General features: G+C 38.9%; 18 protein-coding genes and 2 other annotated features. All 18 genes read left to right on the forward strand.

Going from position 1 to position 17,686, the window contains the following annotated elements; genetic code table 11:
• Positions 1 to 4: 4 nt before the first annotated feature.
• Entirely contained in the window at positions 5 to 1,444 is a 1,440-nt protein-coding gene (locus N3I35_03230; protein MCX8129096.1) for a Gldg family protein, read from the forward strand.
• The gene (locus N3I35_03235; GenBank protein MCX8129097.1) at positions 1,444 to 2,853 is read left to right on the forward strand and encodes a DUF4340 domain-containing protein; all 1,410 of its coding nucleotides are present in this window, start codon (positions 1,444 to 1,446) and stop codon (positions 2,851 to 2,853) included. The genes N3I35_03230 and N3I35_03235 overlap by 1 nt, the downstream gene beginning before the upstream one ends.
• A 136-nt stretch (positions 2,854 to 2,989) precedes the next feature.
• Positions 2,990 to 4,063, forward strand: a complete 1,074-nt coding sequence (locus N3I35_03240; protein ID MCX8129098.1) for a hypothetical protein — start codon at positions 2,990 to 2,992, stop codon at positions 4,061 to 4,063.
• Between the two features lie 70 nt (positions 4,064 to 4,133).
• Positions 4,134 to 5,327, forward strand: a complete 1,194-nt coding sequence (locus N3I35_03245; protein ID MCX8129099.1) for a DUF5711 family protein — start codon at positions 4,134 to 4,136, stop codon at positions 5,325 to 5,327.
• Between the two features lie 17 nt (positions 5,328 to 5,344).
• The gene (locus N3I35_03250) at positions 5,345 to 6,046 is read left to right on the forward strand and encodes a CvpA family protein (GenBank protein ID MCX8129100.1); all 702 of its coding nucleotides are present in this window, start codon (positions 5,345 to 5,347) and stop codon (positions 6,044 to 6,046) included.
• Between the two features lie 41 nt (positions 6,047 to 6,087).
• Positions 6,088 to 6,375: a Dabb family protein gene (locus N3I35_03255; protein MCX8129101.1), complete on the forward strand. Its 288-nt coding sequence runs from the start codon at positions 6,088 to 6,090 to the stop codon at positions 6,373 to 6,375.
• Positions 6,376 to 6,423: 48 nt separating this feature from the next.
• Positions 6,424 to 6,671, forward strand: a binding site (T-box leader).
• Between the two features lie 182 nt (positions 6,672 to 6,853).
• Positions 6,854 to 8,485 (forward strand): methionine--tRNA ligase, encoded by a 1,632-nt coding sequence (gene metG, locus N3I35_03260; protein MCX8129102.1) that lies wholly within the window; start codon positions 6,854 to 6,856, stop codon positions 8,483 to 8,485.
• A gap of 302 nt (positions 8,486 to 8,787) precedes the next feature.
• The gene (locus N3I35_03265; protein MCX8129103.1) at positions 8,788 to 8,958 is read left to right on the forward strand and encodes a hypothetical protein; all 171 of its coding nucleotides are present in this window, start codon (positions 8,788 to 8,790) and stop codon (positions 8,956 to 8,958) included.
• A 280-nt stretch (positions 8,959 to 9,238) separates the two neighbouring features.
• Positions 9,239 to 10,903 carry a dihydroxy-acid dehydratase gene (gene ilvD, locus N3I35_03270; protein ID MCX8129104.1) on the forward strand — a complete coding sequence of 555 codons (1,665 nt, stop codon included), beginning with the start codon at positions 9,239 to 9,241 and terminating at the stop codon, positions 10,901 to 10,903.
• 55 nt (positions 10,904 to 10,958) lie between these two features.
• Positions 10,959 to 12,626 (forward strand): biosynthetic-type acetolactate synthase large subunit, encoded by a 1,668-nt coding sequence (gene ilvB / locus N3I35_03275; GenBank protein ID MCX8129105.1) that lies wholly within the window; start codon positions 10,959 to 10,961, stop codon positions 12,624 to 12,626.
• Positions 12,627 to 12,823: 197 nt separating this feature from the next.
• The gene (rpmG, locus tag N3I35_03280) at positions 12,824 to 12,973 is read left to right on the forward strand and encodes a 50S ribosomal protein L33 (GenBank protein MCX8129106.1); all 150 of its coding nucleotides are present in this window, start codon (positions 12,824 to 12,826) and stop codon (positions 12,971 to 12,973) included.
• A 153-nt stretch (positions 12,974 to 13,126) separates the two neighbouring features.
• Positions 13,127 to 13,354, forward strand: a complete 228-nt coding sequence (secE, locus tag N3I35_03285) for a preprotein translocase subunit SecE (GenBank protein MCX8129107.1) — start codon at positions 13,127 to 13,129, stop codon at positions 13,352 to 13,354.
• Between the two features lie 33 nt (positions 13,355 to 13,387).
• Positions 13,388 to 13,906 carry a transcription termination/antitermination protein NusG gene (gene nusG / locus N3I35_03290; GenBank protein MCX8129108.1) on the forward strand — a complete coding sequence of 173 codons (519 nt, stop codon included), beginning with the start codon at positions 13,388 to 13,390 and terminating at the stop codon, positions 13,904 to 13,906.
• 164 nt (positions 13,907 to 14,070) lie between these two features.
• Entirely contained in the window at positions 14,071 to 14,496 is a 426-nt protein-coding gene (gene rplK / locus N3I35_03295) for a 50S ribosomal protein L11 (protein MCX8129109.1), read from the forward strand.
• 219 nt (positions 14,497 to 14,715) lie between these two features.
• Positions 14,716 to 15,411, forward strand: a complete 696-nt coding sequence (gene rplA, locus N3I35_03300; protein ID MCX8129110.1) for a 50S ribosomal protein L1 — start codon at positions 14,716 to 14,718, stop codon at positions 15,409 to 15,411.
• A gap of 59 nt (positions 15,412 to 15,470) precedes the next feature.
• Positions 15,471 to 15,623 (forward strand) — a sequence feature (ribosomal protein L10 leader region).
• Between the two features lie 100 nt (positions 15,624 to 15,723).
• A complete protein-coding gene (gene rplJ / locus N3I35_03305; protein MCX8129111.1) occupies positions 15,724 to 16,257 on the forward strand; it encodes a 50S ribosomal protein L10 in 534 nt (177 codons plus the stop codon).
• 94 nt (positions 16,258 to 16,351) lie between these two features.
• Positions 16,352 to 16,738, forward strand: a complete 387-nt coding sequence (gene rplL, locus N3I35_03310) for a 50S ribosomal protein L7/L12 (GenBank protein ID MCX8129112.1) — start codon at positions 16,352 to 16,354, stop codon at positions 16,736 to 16,738.
• Between the two features lie 440 nt (positions 16,739 to 17,178).
• The coding region (locus N3I35_03315; GenBank protein MCX8129113.1) for a DNA-directed RNA polymerase subunit beta at positions 17,179 to 17,686 on the forward strand (508 nt) is incomplete at its 3' end.

The following is a 17,686-nucleotide window of genomic DNA, read 5'->3' on the forward strand; positions in this document are numbered from 1 at the left end:
AAAAATGGAGAATAATAAGGGATTTTTTAAAAACCTTTTGCAAAGCAGGAGTCTCAGGTACGGATCAAATTCTTTAATACTTATTGCAATAGTAGTTGCCATTGCAGTATTTGTTAACGTACTTGTTGGAATGGCGGATTTAAAGCTTGACTTAACGCCAAATAAACTATTTTCAGTCAGTGATACTACAAAAGACATACTTAAAGGTCTGAAAACAGAAGTAACCGTATTGGGTTTGTTTGATGATGAAAAGGTGACTGAGTATAAGGAAATAACTGAACTTTTGAAACAGTATGAAAAGTATGAAAATATTGATATTCAATATAAGGACCCGGATAAGAATCCCGGTCTAATAAGTGACCTTGATCCTGAAAATGTTAAGAAGATTTCAAGAAATGATTTTGTAGTTAAGAGCGGCAAAAAGATGAAGGTTATATCAACCTATGACCTTTTTGAATACCAGATGAACCAGGACTACAGCCAGAGTAAGGTAGGAACAAAAGCTGAACAGGCATTTACCAGTGCAATCAAGTATGTTACTGCCGAAAAAACTCCTACTGTCTATTTCATGGAAGGCCATAATGAGGCGGATTTTAACAGTGAGTACAGCACAGCAAGGCAGTATATAGAGATGAACAACTTTGAAGTGAAGTCTTTGAACCTTATCACAAGTGAAAAGGTTCCTGAGGATGCAGAAATACTGATAGCACTATCACCGAAGAGCGACCTGGCAACTCCAGAGGCTGATAAAGTTAGGGAATACCTTAAAAATGGCGGAAAAGCAATTTTTATGATAGATCCGGTGGAAAAAGCCGGGCAATTTACTCAGTTTGACAGCATATTGAGTGATTTTAATGTGGCATTGAACTATGACAAGGTAAAAGAAAATGACGCCGACAGACATATCAAAGGTGATGCAACTGCAATAGTTCCAGATGTTCAGTCAAATGCCATCACTTCTAATATCGGACCTGAAAACCTGGTTATGCTTATGCCAAAAGCAAGAAGTATCAATGTATTAAAGAACCAGAAGGAATATATTACTACTACTTCACTTATTAAGTCAAGTAAGAAGGCAGAAGGAGAACTTATTGACAAGTCGCAGGGCGAAAACCTTCAAGGACCTTTGGATTTAGCTGTTGCAGTAGAGAATAAAGGCAATGCCAAAACAAGTAAAATCATCGTAATGGGTAACAGCTTATATATGAGTGATTCAGTATTCAGCCAGGGGATACAGGGGGGGATGCTATTCTTCCTGAATTCTATAAACTGGATGTCTGAAATCAAGGATGACACTATGATACAGCCAAAAACATACGATTCTCAGAAACTTGAGATGACTGCTGCACAGTCAAATATATCAGCTGTTGTGGTATTAGTTATATTCCCGTTGCTTATACTTGGACTTGGTACCTTCGTATGGCTTAGGAGGAGGCATCTGTAATGAAACTTTATAGGAATGCTATTATCCTTGTGGTAGTATTAGGGTTATTAATAGGTGCATATGTGATACTGAAAAATAAAGAGGGCAGCAGTGATACTGCACAAGCCGGTACTACAGAGACTAAGGAAATAGAAATCATTAATATAGGCTCGGAAAAAGCTAAGGAGATTACGATCGAAGGTAAAGACGGTAAACTGGTGTTGGAAAAAAAGGATAAAGAATGGGTACTCGTACAAGCCGGAGATATAAAAACTGACAAAACTCTTTTAGAAGGCCTGGTTTCTGATGCTGCATCCTTGAAGGCTGATAAGGTAGTAGAGGAGAAGGCTGCAGACCTGAGCAAATATGGACTGAGCAGTCCCAGTGTAATTGTCAGTGTCAAGGCTGGTGATGGAACTGTAAAAGTCTTTGAACTGGGTAATCAGACTCCTCTCAAAGACGGCTATTATGTAAGACTGAAAGATAGTGACAAGGTTTATACTATAGGATCCTATACAGGGGACAAGTTCCTAAAACCCAAAAATTCTATCAGGGACAAGAAATTATTTCAGGGTACTGTAGAAGATATAACGGCATTCAGCATGGAAAAGGCAGGTAAGGTTGTTTTTGCTTCCAAGAAAGCCGGAGATGAAAAAAGTCCCGAATGGAAACTTACAGCGCCTATAGAAGGCAACGCAGATGAAAACGGTCTGGGACCCATGATGGAAGCTACTATTAATGCTACTATTTCAGATTTTGTTGAAGATAATGCAGCAGACCTTGATAAGTATGGTCTGAAAAACCCAACCTACGCACTGGAGCTGGAAACAACCAAGGGTGGAAAAACAAAGGTTCTGTTAGGTAAATTGGATAATGAGACGGGCAGCTTCTATGCCAGACTTGATGGAAAAAACTCAGTGTTTTCTATACAGTCGTCATTGTTTAACTTCCTTGACAAGCCTCTTAAAGAGGTTGTTGAAATCTTTGTGTATATGACAAGCATATGGGATGTTAAGCAGATTGTTGTCGATATTGATGGGCAGACCACAGTATGCGATGTTCAGGCCAGCGCTGAAGGAAAGGAAAAGGATACCGACAAATTTACTGTGAATGGCAAGGATGCATCTATGAAGGATGAAAATGATGAACAGCCATTCAGGAAGTACTATCAGGCACTTATCGGTATAGAATTTGATGAATTGGAAACTGGCAAAGTTCCTTTGGGGAAACCCGAAATCACTATTACGTATCATCTGAAGAAGGAACCCGGTGTAATGAAAGTTGAGTTTATACCGAAGGATGATAAAAGTTACTATGTATTCAGAAACGGTAAGTACACAAACCTTGTTGTAGCTAAGAAGACTTTTGATGAGCCTGAAGGAGTAAGGGATTCTTACAAAAAATTGATGGAAGCAATAAATAAAAAATAGGATATACGCAATAAATAACAGCTCCCAGGAGCTGTTATTTTTTATCTAGCGGTGCCGCCTTCAGTATTAATTAGTTATCAAAGCCCACATGCCTACATAGAATTATATTAGGAGTTCAGGCATAGGGGTAGATTTTATGAAGGGTGAAAACAGAAGTATACTAAAAGTTGCAAGTATATATGTAGCAACCATAATCGGAGCAGGTTTTGCTTCAGGGCAGGAGATAGTACAATTTTTTTCCAGTTATTACGAGGGCGGGTTTTACGGGATTATGGTTGCAGGTATTCTTTTTGCCTTAATAGGCTATGTTGTGCTTGATAAGGTATATACGGAGCGGATAAGGAATTATGAAGAATTGTTATTTCCTTCTGTAGGATGGTTTTTGGGATGGGTAATAGAAATAGCTGTCTCATTATTTATGCTTTCAGTTTTTTGCATTATGATGGCAGGTGTATCAAGTGTGCTTGTAGAAAAACTAGGCATCCAGTTTAGGTCCGGGGTAATTCTGGCGTCAGTAATATGCGTGATAATTATTCTTTCTGACATAAAAGGTATTGTTACGCTTAGCACGGTATTAACACCGGTATTGATTTTGGGGATATTGTTTGTAGGGCTTTTTATAATTCTTTATAAGGATAATCCGGTGTTTAATATACATAGTGCTTTTTCCAGTGTAACAAAGAACTGGTTTTTTTCCGCACTGATATATGTCGGGTACAACAGTATCATTTCCATTGTTGTCATGTGTGGAATGCTCCCGCAGCTAAAGACCAGGAAAACCGGAAAGGCGGGAGGAATAGTTGGAGGGTTGTCTCTTTGCTTCATAGCCTTTTTAATCAATGCTGCTATTTATATATTTAACCCCGACTCCATATCGAAAGAATTGCCTGTACTAAGTATAACAGAAAAATACGGAAATGCGTTAAATGGCTTTTACTCGGCAATTTTGCTGCTTGCTATGTTCGTATCGGCGGTTACATCCGGCTATGGATTTATTGACAGGCTCAGCGGCAAAGTAAATATCAATAAGAAGTTTTTGGTAGTGGTAGTATGCATATTGGCAATACCACTCTCCGGCTTTGGTTTTTCAAATCTTATTTCAACAGTATACCCACTGTTTGGTTATATCGGGCTTTTTGTGGTGATAGTAATACTTGCACAGAATTTACGCCTTAGACCTATACATTTATTTAAAAAACGTAATAAATAAATAGTGTTATGTTTAAATTCATATGTTAAAATATTTAAGTACAAACCAATGATAAACCGGGGTGAAAATAGTGGAGTTTCCAGAAAAAGAACCCAGTACAGGACAAGCAGGAAGCAAGATTGGTGCTGTAAGTTTTTTTCTGCTTTTGCTGGTAGTTGTTACAATAGCTTTTGCGGTCTACTTAAAGAGTAAGAATGAGAATATAGGTGATTTGAGCATAAAAGAGCTTATCAGCACTGTTTTTTCGGACAAAGGTGGGAAGAGTGCCGTAGAAAAGCTGATTGGACAGATCGAGTATGACTATAAGGAGCATCCTGTATATAGTATTTATAAGGATTCCATAATAAAATGCACTAAAGATAATGTCATGTGCCTGAACAAAAAAGGTGAAGTGCTATGGTCAAAATCAATACAGATCAGTAACCCCTTAATAAAAGTAGGAGACTCATACCTTCTGATAGCAGACCTGAACGGGCGTTATTTTTATGTCATAAACGGTAAGGAAATCAAGTGGGAGCAGAAAGTTGACAGTAATATAATTAATGCCGATATTAATGAAAAAGGGTACGTTGCTATAGTTAAGGAGTATAGGGGCTATAAGGGTGCTGTTGAAGTTTATGACCCTCATGGAAACTGGATTTTTACATCAACAAAAGGGGAAAACCATATACTCTCGGCTAAGGTATTACCCTCGTGTGATGGTGTAGCAGTAAATACTTTAGATACATCAGGTGTCAGTGCAGATACCCAGTTTGAGTTTATAAGCATGGCAGGCAAAGTTACCGGAAAACTCAAAGAGATTAATGCAATTTTTCCATTCATATGGCCAATGAATAATAATTCTATAGTGGCTGTAGGAGATTCTGCGGCAGTATGTATTGATGAAGAAAAGAAAATCAAGTGGAGGCTGCAATTTGACAAAGTATACAGTTCAAACTCATCACTGGGCAAGCTTATAGTAATAGCTGCAAAGGGGAATGGTTCCAGTGGCATGTTCAGTGGAGAAAAAACAGAGGTTAAGATAATTAACACAGCAGGGGAGAGTGCAAAAGAATTTTCTGTTGATGGAGATGTTTACGGTATTGAAACTTATGGAAGCACAATAGCGGTAAATTCAGGGAGAGAAATATACTTTGCAAATACAAAAGGGAAATTGATTGGGAAATATAGCTCAAAAATAGATATATTAGAGGTTCAGTTCTTCAATAAAGATGAGGTTGCTGTGATATCCAAAAATAATATCGTTGTAACAAGGATAAATTAAAATTCAGGGGGGCACTTATGAATTGGAGTGATTGGGTAGTACTAGCCTTGATAGCGGGCTTTGGGATTGTCGGATTGGCTAAGGGATTTATTATGTCTGTTTTCAGACTGGCCTCGTTCTTTGTTTCAGCCATCGTAGCTATTAAATTTTATCCTTTCGTGTCTAAAATTCTTATGAATACAGCGCTTCATGACAGTATCTGGAATAAAATATATAAAAGCCTTTTGCTTCAGCAGCAAAGCCAGGTACCAAAAGTAAATGGTGAAGTTAAGAAAGCTGCCGCTGATACAATAATAGAGAATTTTCATCTTCCCGGTTTCCTTAAAGAAAACCTTATAGAAAAGATGCCGGATCCTTCTAAACTTGTAGATTTGGACTTTATAGCCAGAAAAGTCAGTGACAGCCTTACCGGTATGGTTATTGATATTGTAAGCTTGATCCTTCTGTATGTATTGATCAGAATTGGATTGATATTCTTGAGGTTTATCTTGCAGGGAATTGCGAAACTTCCTATTTTCAAGCAGGTTGATAAACTTGGAGGTTTTGCATTAGGTGCTGTAGAGGGTTTACTTACTATTTACATAGTATGTGCTGTGGTTATGTTGTTTCAGACATCCCCCAAATTTCAGGCAATTTATCAGGCTATAGACAGCTCAGTCATTGCAAAGTACTTTTATGAGCATAATATTATTGTTAATTTTATGTTCCCGAATAAATAAAATTAAGTATTTTTTCGAAATAAATTAAAAGGAGATGTTGAATGGTTACTCATATTGTTTTTTTTAAGCTAAAAGATAGGAGCTCGGAAAATGTAGAAAAAACCAGACAGGTGCTTGCGGGACTCGACGGGAAGGTACCACAGCTCCGACATATAGAAGTGGGAGTGGATGTGTTGCACTCCGAGAGGTCTTATGATCTGGCATTGGTCACTAAATTTGATTCTCTAGACGATTTGCAGGCATACCAGGTGCATCCTGAGCACGTAAAGGTGGCGGAATACATAGCTTCGGTACGGGATATTGTTGCTTCAGTGGATTTCGAAAGTTAGAACTTATTATTGACTTCAGCATAGGATAGCAATATAATTTCTATAATAAAATAAGCTATGAAGAGAAAGAGTAGATGGATGATTTCTTTTACAGAGAGCCCCGGCAGCTGAAAAAGGGTAAAGAATAGTTTGTCGAACATGGTCTCCGAGCTGCACACCGAACAGTATTCTGCTAGGCTGTGCCGGATGTCCGCACCCGTTATAGTGCTAGAGAATGATTTGTTCTTGAAGAGGTCAGTGCTGCGAAGTGCTGATAAATTGGGGTGGTACCACGTGAATATGCTCTCGTCCCCTGGAATTTTCCAGGAGGTGAGAGTTTTTTTATTGTTGTAAAATGAAGTTTGTTTTTAGTTGAATGGATACTATGGCGGAAAAACAGGTTGGTTTAGACCGGCTACATATAGTCCGCTCCAGAGAATTTGGTGTTTTAGCAGCTACGGTTTTCAACCCGTGGCAAGAAAAAGGGAGGATGATTATTATGAGAAACATTTTTATCGGAGGGGCCTGGCCTTATGCCAACGGCTCACTACATTTGGGACAAATTGCGGCTCTGCTGCCGGGAGACATATTAGCAAGATATTTCAGACTCAAAGGTGATGATGTACTGTTTGTTTCAGGGAGCGATTGCCACGGTACTCCAATATCCATACGTGCAGTGCAGGAGGGTGTACTTCCCGGTGAAATAACAGAGAGGTATCATAAAGAATTCGAATACTGCTTTGATAAGCTGGGATTTACCTATGATAAATATGGAAGAACCGATCAACCTTTTCACCATCAAGTGGTAAAGGATATCTTTTCTGCATTGCTGGAAAAAGGATTCATCTATAAAAGAATAATTGAGCAATTCTATTGCGAAAAATGCAGGCAGTTTTTACCCGACAGGTACGTAGAGGGGACTTGTCCGCGATGCAGTAAGCCTGCAAAGGGAGATCAATGTGATTTCTGTTCAACAATTCTTGAACCCGGTGATTTACTCGACAAGAGGTGCAAACTATGTGGCGGGGAGCCTGTTACAAAGCCTACAGAACACTTCTTCCTTGCTTTGTCAGAGTTTCAGAAGCGCTTGGAGAGTTATGTGGATAATGCTTCCGGATGGAGGGAGAATGCAATAGGACTCTCTAAAAGATATCTGAGCGAAGGACTTCAGGATAGAGCAGCTACAAGGGATTTACCATGGGGAATTGATGTACCTTTGGAAGGCTATGAAGGGAAGAAAATATATGTATGGATAGAGGCTGTGAGTGGATATTTGTCTGTCAGTAAGCAATGGGCCAGAGAAAAGAATATGGATTGGGAAAGATTCTGGAACGAAAATACTGTTGCATACTATACTCACGGGAAGGATAATATTCCATTTCATACTCTGATACTACCGGCGTTGCTTCTTGGTGTAGGTGGCCTGCATTTGCCGGATAAGATAATATCCAGCGAGTACCTCACAATAGAAGGGAAAAAGCTTTCGACAAGCAGAAATTGGGCTATATGGGTACCTTACATTATTGAAAAATACAACGCTGACTCACTAAGATATTATCTTACCATCAATGGGCCGGAAAAAAGGGATGCTGATTTTTCATGGAGAGAGTTTGTGAACAGAAATAATGCAGAACTTCTAGGCGCATTCGGAAATTTAGTAAATAGGACACTTGTGTTTATCCATAAATCTTTCGGAGGTAAACTGCCTGCAGCAAAGTCTGATCCGCTAATAACAGACCAGCTTGACAGGCTCTATCTGGAAGTAGGTAAAAAGATTGAAGATGGTGAATTCAAGCATGCCCTTGAGCAGATTTTTACATTTATCAGAAGTGCAAATAAATATTTTGATGAGAGACAGCCCTGGGTGCAGGTGAAGGAAAACATCACGCACTGTGAAGAAACACTTTATAACTGCGTACAGATTATAGCAAACCTTTCAAATCTTCTGTCGCCCTTTATTCCATTTGCCTGCGATAAGATACGAGTATTTCTGGGAATCGGAAAAGCTTGGTGGGAATATGTTGAAATACCGGCGCAGCAGGAAATTAGACAGCCGGAAATACTTTTTGAAAGAATTGATAAAAAAAATATTGAGGAAGAGAGCGCGAAGCTTGGCATGAAAGGAACATGAGAATCTTTGGTAAGCAAAACAGAACAAATGTTCGCAATTTTGTTGTAGAGTCCCACATAATAGGTTATAATAAATAGGTAATATAAAACCACCGTGCCCAATAAGAAAGTATTTGCCTTAGCAAGAGTGCGGATGGTATTAGGGTAAACAACGGCATATTTCGAATTTTCAGTTGTTTATCCGAAAATCGGGTTAAAGAGGGGTTGTTTGCTATTTTACGGCTCCTTCCTTGGATTCCCGTACATAGGGACGGTGACGTTATAGTTGCTGGAGGTAATCTATAAAGGAGGGAGGTGGATGATATGAGTGATGAATTTTATACAAATATCGGCTATGCTTTTGTTTTATGTATAAAATACATAATCATACCATTAGGGGTTGCTGTACTTGCGAGGATTATCGCAGATACGCTGCTTCAGCCACAGCCTAAAGTACAAAGAAAAAAACGGTCTATTAAAAAACCGTTTCAATAAAAATACCTTGTCTTAAAACCTGACGGCAACAAGCGTCACCGTCCCTGCTTATATTATAGCACATATGGAAAACATGTAAACTGAAAATTTTATTAGTTTAATAATTAACGAAAATTATATTGGTACATTGTGATTTTAATGTTTTTTACTTTTTTCCTAAAAAACTGGACATTTACATTAGAAAAGTAGTAAAATTAATAAAAATGAATAGCCGGGATATCCCGGCTATAATTTTAATGGGATAATAATTATTTTATATATAGAAAGCGAGGCCTTGAATATGAAAAGTGATATTGTAAAGAAGGGTGTTGAGAGAGCACCGCACAGGTCGCTTTTTAAGGCGATGGGGTATACTGATGAGGAAATAAGGAGACCCTTGATAGGTGTAGTTAACTCAAAAAGTGAAATAGTACCGGGGCATATCAACCTGGATAAAATAGCTGAAGCTGTAAAAGCGGGAATTAGAATGGCTGGAGGTACACCTGTCGAATTCGGTGCGATAGGTGTATGCGACGGGATAGCAATGGGGCATATGGGAATGAAGTATTCTCTTGCTACCAGGGAACTTATTGCTGATTCATGCGAAGCTATGGGACTGGCGCATAGCTTTGATGGCATGGTATTTATACCCAACTGTGACAAGATAGTACCGGGTATGCTGATGGCAGCCGCGAGGATTAATGTGCCGTCTATAGTTATAAGTGGAGGACCTATGCTGTCTATTGTCCATAACGGCAGGCAACTTGATTTTAATAGTATGATGGAGGCAGTAGGTGCGGTTAAGGCGGGAAAAATGTCTGAAGAAGAGATGTGTGATCTGGAAGATTATGCTTGCCCTGGCTGTGGGTCATGCTCAGGCATGTTTACGGCAAATTCAATGAATTGCCTGACAGAGGTGCTTGGAATGGGACTGCCGGGAAATGGAACGATACCCGCTGTTTATGCTGAAAGAATCCGTCTTGCAAAGACTGCTGGAATGAAGATAATGGAACTTGTTGAAAAGGATATCAAGCCTTCAGATATATTGACACAGAAAGCATTTGGAAATGCACTGACTGTTGATATGGCATTGGGATGTTCTACAAACTCGGTTTTGCATTTACCAGCTATAGCTAATGAAGTTGGCATAGAAATCAACCTTGATATAATCAATGAAATAAGCGCAAAGGTTCCTAATCTTTGCAAGCTATCACCGGCAGGGCATCATCATATTCAGGACTTGTATGCGGCAGGCGGTGTTCAGGCGGTAATTAAGGAATTGACAAAGAAAGATCTTATTCATTTAGACCTGATTACAGCGACAGGTAAAACGGTTGGTGAAAATATTAAGCAAGTAAAAGTGCTTGATTATGATGTTATAAAAAATATTGATACTCCATATAGTACTACGGGTGGAATAGCAGTGCTGCGTGGAAATATAGCACCTGAAGGAGCTGTTGTTAAAAGGTCTGCAGTAGCGCAGGAAATGCTTGTGCACAAAGGGCCTGCAAGAGTATTTGATTCTGAAGATGCAGCAATAGATGCGATTTACAACGGGAGAATAGTAAAAGGTGATGTAATCATCATACGTTACGAAGGACCAAAGGGGGGACCCGGAATGAGAGAAATGCTCGGGCCGACTTCCGCAATAGCTGGTATGGGCCTAGACAAGGATGTAGCGTTGATTACGGATGGGAGGTTCTCCGGTGCGTCGCGCGGCGCTTCAATAGGACATGTTTCTCCTGAAGCAATGGAGGGAGGGCCTGTTGCAGCGGTCAGAGAGGGAGATATTGTGAGTATAGATATTCCTTCCGGTAAGCTAAATGTTGAAGTATCAGAAGATGAATTGATGGCCAGACTGGCAGAGTGGAAGGCTCCTGAGCCTAAAATAACAAAAGGGTATCTTGGGCGTTATTCCAAGCTTGTAAAATCTGCAAGCACGGGAGCAGTACTAAAAAACAATTAAGGATTGATAATGGAGAGTTGACAATTATCAATTGATTTGGTTGGGGGTATGAAGCATGAAATTAACTGGTGCGGAAATAATCATAGAATGTTTGAAAGAGCAGGGTGTTGACACTGTCTTTGGATTTCCAGGAGGCCAGGCAATTGTTATATATGATGCCTTGTATAAGGCAAGAAATGAAATACGCCATGTTTTGACATCTCATGAGCAGGGTGCGTCCCATGCTGCTGATGGATATGCAAGAGCCACCGGGAAGGTTGGGGTATGTATAGCGACTTCTGGTCCGGGAGCAACAAACCTTGTAACGGGAATTGCAACTGCATATATGGATTCGGTGCCTATGGTTGCAATTACAGGTCAGGTGCCTACGACGCTTTTAGGAAAAGATTCGTTTCAGGAGGTTGATATTACCGGTATAACTATGCCTGTTACGAAACATAACTATATTGTTAAGGATGTTACAAGGCTGGCAGATACGATAAGAGAAGCTTTTATAGTAGCAAAAGAAGGAAGACCTGGGCCGGTACTGATAGATGTTTGTAAGGATGTAACTTCAACAGCGACAGAATTTGAGCATAAACCGCTCAAAAAGCCTCACGATATAGCTATTGGAGTGAGTGAAAGCGAAATAGAGCAGGCAGCGGAAATTATCAATAATTCTGTAAGACCCATAATTCTTTCAGGTGGAGGAGTGTCTATTGCTGGTGCTCATGAAGAAGTTATTGCTCTTGCAGAAAAGGCCAGGATACCCGTATCAACAAGCCTTATGGGATTGGGGTCATTTCCGGGCACCCATGAGCTGTTCACTGGGCTCATGGGTATGCATGGCACAAAGACTACAAACCTGGCTGTCTCTGATTCTGATCTATTCATTGCTATCGGAGCAAGATTCAGTGATAGGGTAATCAGCAATGTAAACAAATTTGCACCGAATGCGAAGATCATGCATATTGACATAGATCCGGCAGAAATCGGTAAAAATATTGTTGTACACTATCCTCTTGTAGGAAATATAAAGAAAATATTACAGCATTTGAACACGAAAATTAATAAAAAAGAGGATTCGGACTGGAATAAAAAAATAAAAGATTGGAAAGAATTATATCCGCTAAAATATATTCAGGATGGAACTCTTAAACCGCAATATATTGTTGAGAGGATTTATGCTCTGACAAAAGGCGAGGCACTGATAACAACAGAGGTGGGTCAGCACCAGATTTGGGCAGCCCAGTTTTATAAGTATACAACGCCAAGGCAATATATTTCTTCAGGCGGTTTGGGAACTATGGGCTATGGATTGGGAGCGTGCATAGGCGCTCAAATGGGAAGGCCGGATAAAAAAGTAATTAATATTGCAGGAGACGGCAGCTTCAGAATGAATTGCAACGAACTTGCTACTGCAGTTGAATACAAGCTGCCGGTAATAATTGCTCTGTTTAACAACCGTGTGTTAGGCATGGTAAGACAGTGGCAGGAGCTTTTCTTTGACGGGCGTTTTTCTTCTACGAATATAGATAGAGGAACGGATTTTGTAAAGCTGGCTGAAGCTTTTGGATCTAAAGGCATAAATGTCACTAAACCGGAAGAGGTGGATGCAGCCATAATGGAGGCGCTTGCTTCAAATGATGGACCGGTGCTTATAAATTTTGAGATTGACAAGGATGATAAGGTATTCCCTATAGTTCCACCGGGGGCACCCATAAGTGAGCTTATTGATGAGTAAGTATATAACCCTGCCTTGGCTTCAAGGCAGGGTTAAGTATTAGACAGCTCGATCCGATTTATTAAAATTACCTTGACAGGGTAAGAAAATTATGATAGATTATTTATTGCTTCGTTAACGCAGGTCTTTTTTTTTATGTCAAAATTAATTATTAATATAAATATGGTGCAAAAGACCAGGGGCTGGAGGTGTTAGAGATGAGAGTTAAAATTACATTAGCATGTACTGATTGCAAACAAAGGAATTACAGCAACATGAAGAACAAGAAGAACGATCCTGATAGACTCGAAATGAAAAAGTATTGCAAATTCTGCCACAAACATACTACTCATAAGGAAACAAAATAATTGGTAGTATTCATGCTACGTTCCTTTTAAGCTGTTACAGCTTGAGCAAAATACGTTAATAACGTACGTCTGCGTATATTGTGCCCTTAAGGATAATATTATCCTTAAAAGTACTTGTGACGATTAAAATAAGAAAAACGGGGATGTGTAAGTATGGCTGAAGATGTTAAAGTTTCAAAGTTTGCCAATACTCGCAAAAATTTTGTTAGATTCTTCAAGGATGTAAGAAGCGAGTTAAAAAAAGTAATCTGGCCAAGTAAATCACAACTGATAAACAATACGGCTACTGTATTGGCATATTGCCTGGTTGTTGGCATAGTCATATGGATAGCGGACTATGGTCTTGGAAAAATTGTTAGTATTTTCCTAACAGGCAAATAAAGGAGGACATTGAACTTAATGAATATTGGTGATATGTCTGAAATTGCCAAATGGTATGTAGTTCATACATACTCTGGCTATGAAAACAAAGTAAAAGCAAATCTTGAGAAAATTGTAGAAAACAGAAGTATGCAGGACTATGTCCTTGACATCGTTGTTCCTATGGAAGAACAGATAGAGATTAAGGACGGAAAGAAGAAAGCAACTTTAAAAAAAGTCTTTCCCGGCTACGTTTTAGTAAAAATGGTTATGACGGACGAGTCCTGGTATATTATTAGAAACACCAGAGGTGTGACCGGATTTGTGGGACCGGGATCAAAACCTGTTCCATTGACAGATGATGAAGTAAAAATGATGGGTGTGGAAGAATTCTTACCTACTCTTGATTACGAAGAAGGCGATAATGTGAGGGTTGTTTCAGGTCCTCTTGAAAACTTTATCGGTATCGTAGAAGAGATAAATATGGAAAAGAAGAAGGTTCGTGTATCTGTTTCCATGTTTGGCAGAGAAACACCTGTTGAGTTGGAATTGACACAAATACAGAAGATATAGGCCTTACGGCGGGCGGTTATAATATCATGGGTCAGAAGTACGCAAATACTTCAGCTTATGGTACTATAATGAGTCCATTACTTATAGATTATTGTTATAATAAAAATGATCCGGGACTTTTGTAACCCTGATCGTTTTGCCTAAAATTTGGGAGGTGGAAACTAATGGCAAAGAAAATTGCTGGCTATGTAAAACTTCAAATTCCTGCGGGGAAAGCAACTCCGGCTCCACCGGTTGGACCAGCTTTAGGACAGCACGGCGTTAATATTATGGGATTTTGTAAGGAATTCAATGAAAGAACTGCTAAAGATGCAGGTTTAATAATACCTGTTGTTATTACTGTATATGCAGACAGATCCTTTTCATTCATTACAAAAACTCCGCCTGCTTCCGTACTTTTAAAGAAAGCTTGTAAAATCGAGAGTGGTTCCGGTAAGCCTAACAAGGATAAAGTAGCAAAGATATCCAAGGCTGAGGTTAGAAAAATAGCAGAATTAAAGATGCCTGACTTAAATGCAGCAAGTGTTGACGCTGCAGCAAGCATGATTGCCGGCACAGCAAGAAGCATGGGCATAGTCGTAGAAGACTAATATTAGTTGAAATTGACAATTGATAATTGATAATTCAGAAGCAATGCTATGGATTGTTGATTGTAATATTTAAGAATAAGGGAATTTACTAGTTTATTAGAGGCTTCAAACATATTGATTTGAGTTTTTAGGTATAGTAATTGCCTGCTGTAAATTGTCAATTGATGAACGTGGGAGGGATTAAGTCCCGAATATTTTACCACAAAGGAGATGATTATAGTGTTTAGAGGAAAGAAATATCAAGAAAGCGTTAAGCTTGTTGAAGGTTTGAAATTATATGATCCGGCAGAAGCCTTAGAACTCGTCCAAAAGACAGCGAAAGCAAAGTTTGACGAGACTGTTGAAATACATTTGAAAATGGGTGTTGACTCAAGGCATGCTGACCAGCAGGTAAGAGGAGCAGTTGTTCTTCCTCATGGTACAGGTAAAAAAGTACGAGTTCTTGTATTTGCTAAGGGAGACAAGGCTAAGGAAGCTGAGAATGCCGGTGCAGAACATGTTGGTGCAGAAGAACTCGTTACTAAGATTCAGAATGATAACTGGTTTGACTTTGATGTTGTGGTTGCAACTCCTGACATGATGGGTGTTGTAGGTAGACTCGGTAAGGTGCTCGGTCCTAAAGGTTTGATGCCTAACCCAAAAGCAGGAACAGTTACAATGGATGTTGCAAAAGCTATAGCAGATATAAAAGCCGGTAAAATAGAATACAGGCTTGATAAAACAAATATAATTCACTGTCCTATCGGAAAGGTTTCATTTGGAACACAGAAGCTTATCGATAACTTCCACACTTTGATGGATGCAGTTATAAAAGCTAAACCTGCAGCAGCAAAAGGGCAGTATATAAGAAGTGTAACAGTTGCTTCAACTATGGGACCTGGTGTTAAGGTAAACCCTCAGAAAGTAACAGAATAAAATAAATTCAAAAGTAGCTTTACAAATAGCAAAATATGTTGTAGTATATACAATGGTTAACTTAATAGAGCTTTTTGCCATAGACAGTAGGATCAATCTATATGATTGATTAAATGATAAAATCTTCCTACCGAGGTGAAGACGGTAAAGTAAAGAAATTATTTACACCCTTCATGTGTCTATGTGCATATGAAGGGTTTATTTATTTAGATTAATAATTTATAGTTGGTAATTCGAGTGGAGTAAACGCAAGAATTATTGATTCTTAATTTTAATTATTAATTATTAATAAGTGCAAGGGAGGTGTACATTTTGCCTAGTGAAAAAGTGTTGCAGTATAAAAAAGAAGTTGTAAGCGAGTTGTCCAGCAAGTTGAAATCTGCAAAGGCTATGGTTTTTGCGGATTATAGAGGACTTACAGTAGAACAGGACACAGAATTAAGAAATGCACTTAGAAAAGCAGGTGTTGAGTACAAAGTTGTAAAGAATACTTTAACAAGATTTGCTGCTAAGGAAAATGGTTTGGAAGGTCTTGATTCTTTCCTGAATGGTCCGACTTCTATGGCAATAAGTGATACTGACCCTGTTGCTCCAGCAAAAGTTCTTTCTGAATATGCAAAGAAATATGAAAAGCTTGAGCTCAAGGTTGGTGTTGTTGAAGGAAAGATCATTGATTTGAAAGGTATCGAAGCACTTGCAGAACTACCACCAAGAGAGGTTCTCATTGCAAAGGTGCTCGGTGGATTCAACGCTCCAATTTCAGGTTTGGTAAACGTTTTAAACGGAAACATAAGAGGCCTGGTAGTAGCATTGAATGCAATTGCGGAAAAACAAGCAAATGCTTAGCCGCATAAAAACAGACTTTTATCAGCTTTTGGGAAATGACAGATATTAATATTAAAAACAATAAACTTTATCTAAATTATGGAGGTATATTAAAATGGCTAGTGAAAAAGTTACAAAATTAATTGAAGACGTTAAGGCATTATCAGTATTGGAATTATCAGAATTAGTAAAAGCTTTAGAAGAAGAATTTGGAGTATCAGCAGCAGCTCCTGTAGCAGTTGCAGCAGCTCCTGCAGCAGCAGGCGCAGCAGCACCGGCAGCAGAAGAAAAGACTGAATTCAACGTAATATTGAAGGAAGCTGGCGCAGACAAAATAAAGGTTATCAAAGTTGTTAGAGAACTCACTGGCCTTGGCTTGAAAGAAGCTAAAGACCTCGTTGACGGAGCTCCAAAGACTGTTAAAGAAAATGTTTCCAAAGACGAAGCTGCTTCCATCGAAGCAAAATTCAAAGAAGTTGGCGCAACTGTTGAAATTAAATAATTTTAACAATAAAAAAGGCAGGATGCAATTTGCATTCTGCTTTTTTGTTATATCAGGGACACTCCTCGACGAGGATGACCGATGGCAGTAGAGAAGTGTCCCTCTGACCCGAAATAAAAAAAGGTTGACAAGTCAAAAACCGTATGTTAGAATTATAAACTGCGTTATAATTACGGATCGGACTGTCAACTTTTACTTCTAATGAATTAACATGAAGTAATTATAACACACAAAATCGAAGCTGTAAACTTGATTTATGAAAAGCAACAAAACGTAAAAGCAAGTAATATTGTGCGTTCTAGCCAATAATGAATAAATGGTACATATTTGGTAGATGAAACGGAATAAGCAAGGAAAAATATGTAAATAATATTTAGATGTTTGGTTGTTTGTTAATATTTCATATCAAGTCAAAGTCATAATTTATGAGGTGATTTTTAATGGTACATCCCGTACAGTTGGGTAAGAACACAAGAATGAGCTACTCTAAAATCAAAGAAGTAGTTGACATGCCAAATCTTATCGAAGTACAAAAAAACTCATACAAATGGTTCCTCGAAGAAGGTCTGAGGGAAGTTTTCAGAGACGTTTCGCCTATTACGGATTACACAGGAAATCTTATATTGGAATTCGTAGATTATTCTCTGGATGAAAATCCGAAATATAGTGTTGAAGAGTGTAAGGAAAGGGATGCTACCTATTCTGCTCCTTTAAAAGTGAAAGTCCGTCTGATCAACAAAGAGACAGGCGAAGTAAAGGAACAGGAAATATTCATGGGAGATTTCCCGCTTATGACGGACAACGGTACATTTATCATCAATGGAGCCGAAAGAGTTATCGTCAGCCAGCTGGTCAGATCCCCAGGGATTTACTATGCTATGAAATTTGACAGAGTAGGAGAAAAGCTGTCTTCAAATACTGTGATTCCAAACAGGGGTGCATGGCTGG

It is taken from the genome of Clostridia bacterium (assembly GCA_026414765.1).
Taxonomy (GTDB): Bacteria; Bacillota; Clostridia; order Acetivibrionales; family DSM-27016; genus SKW86.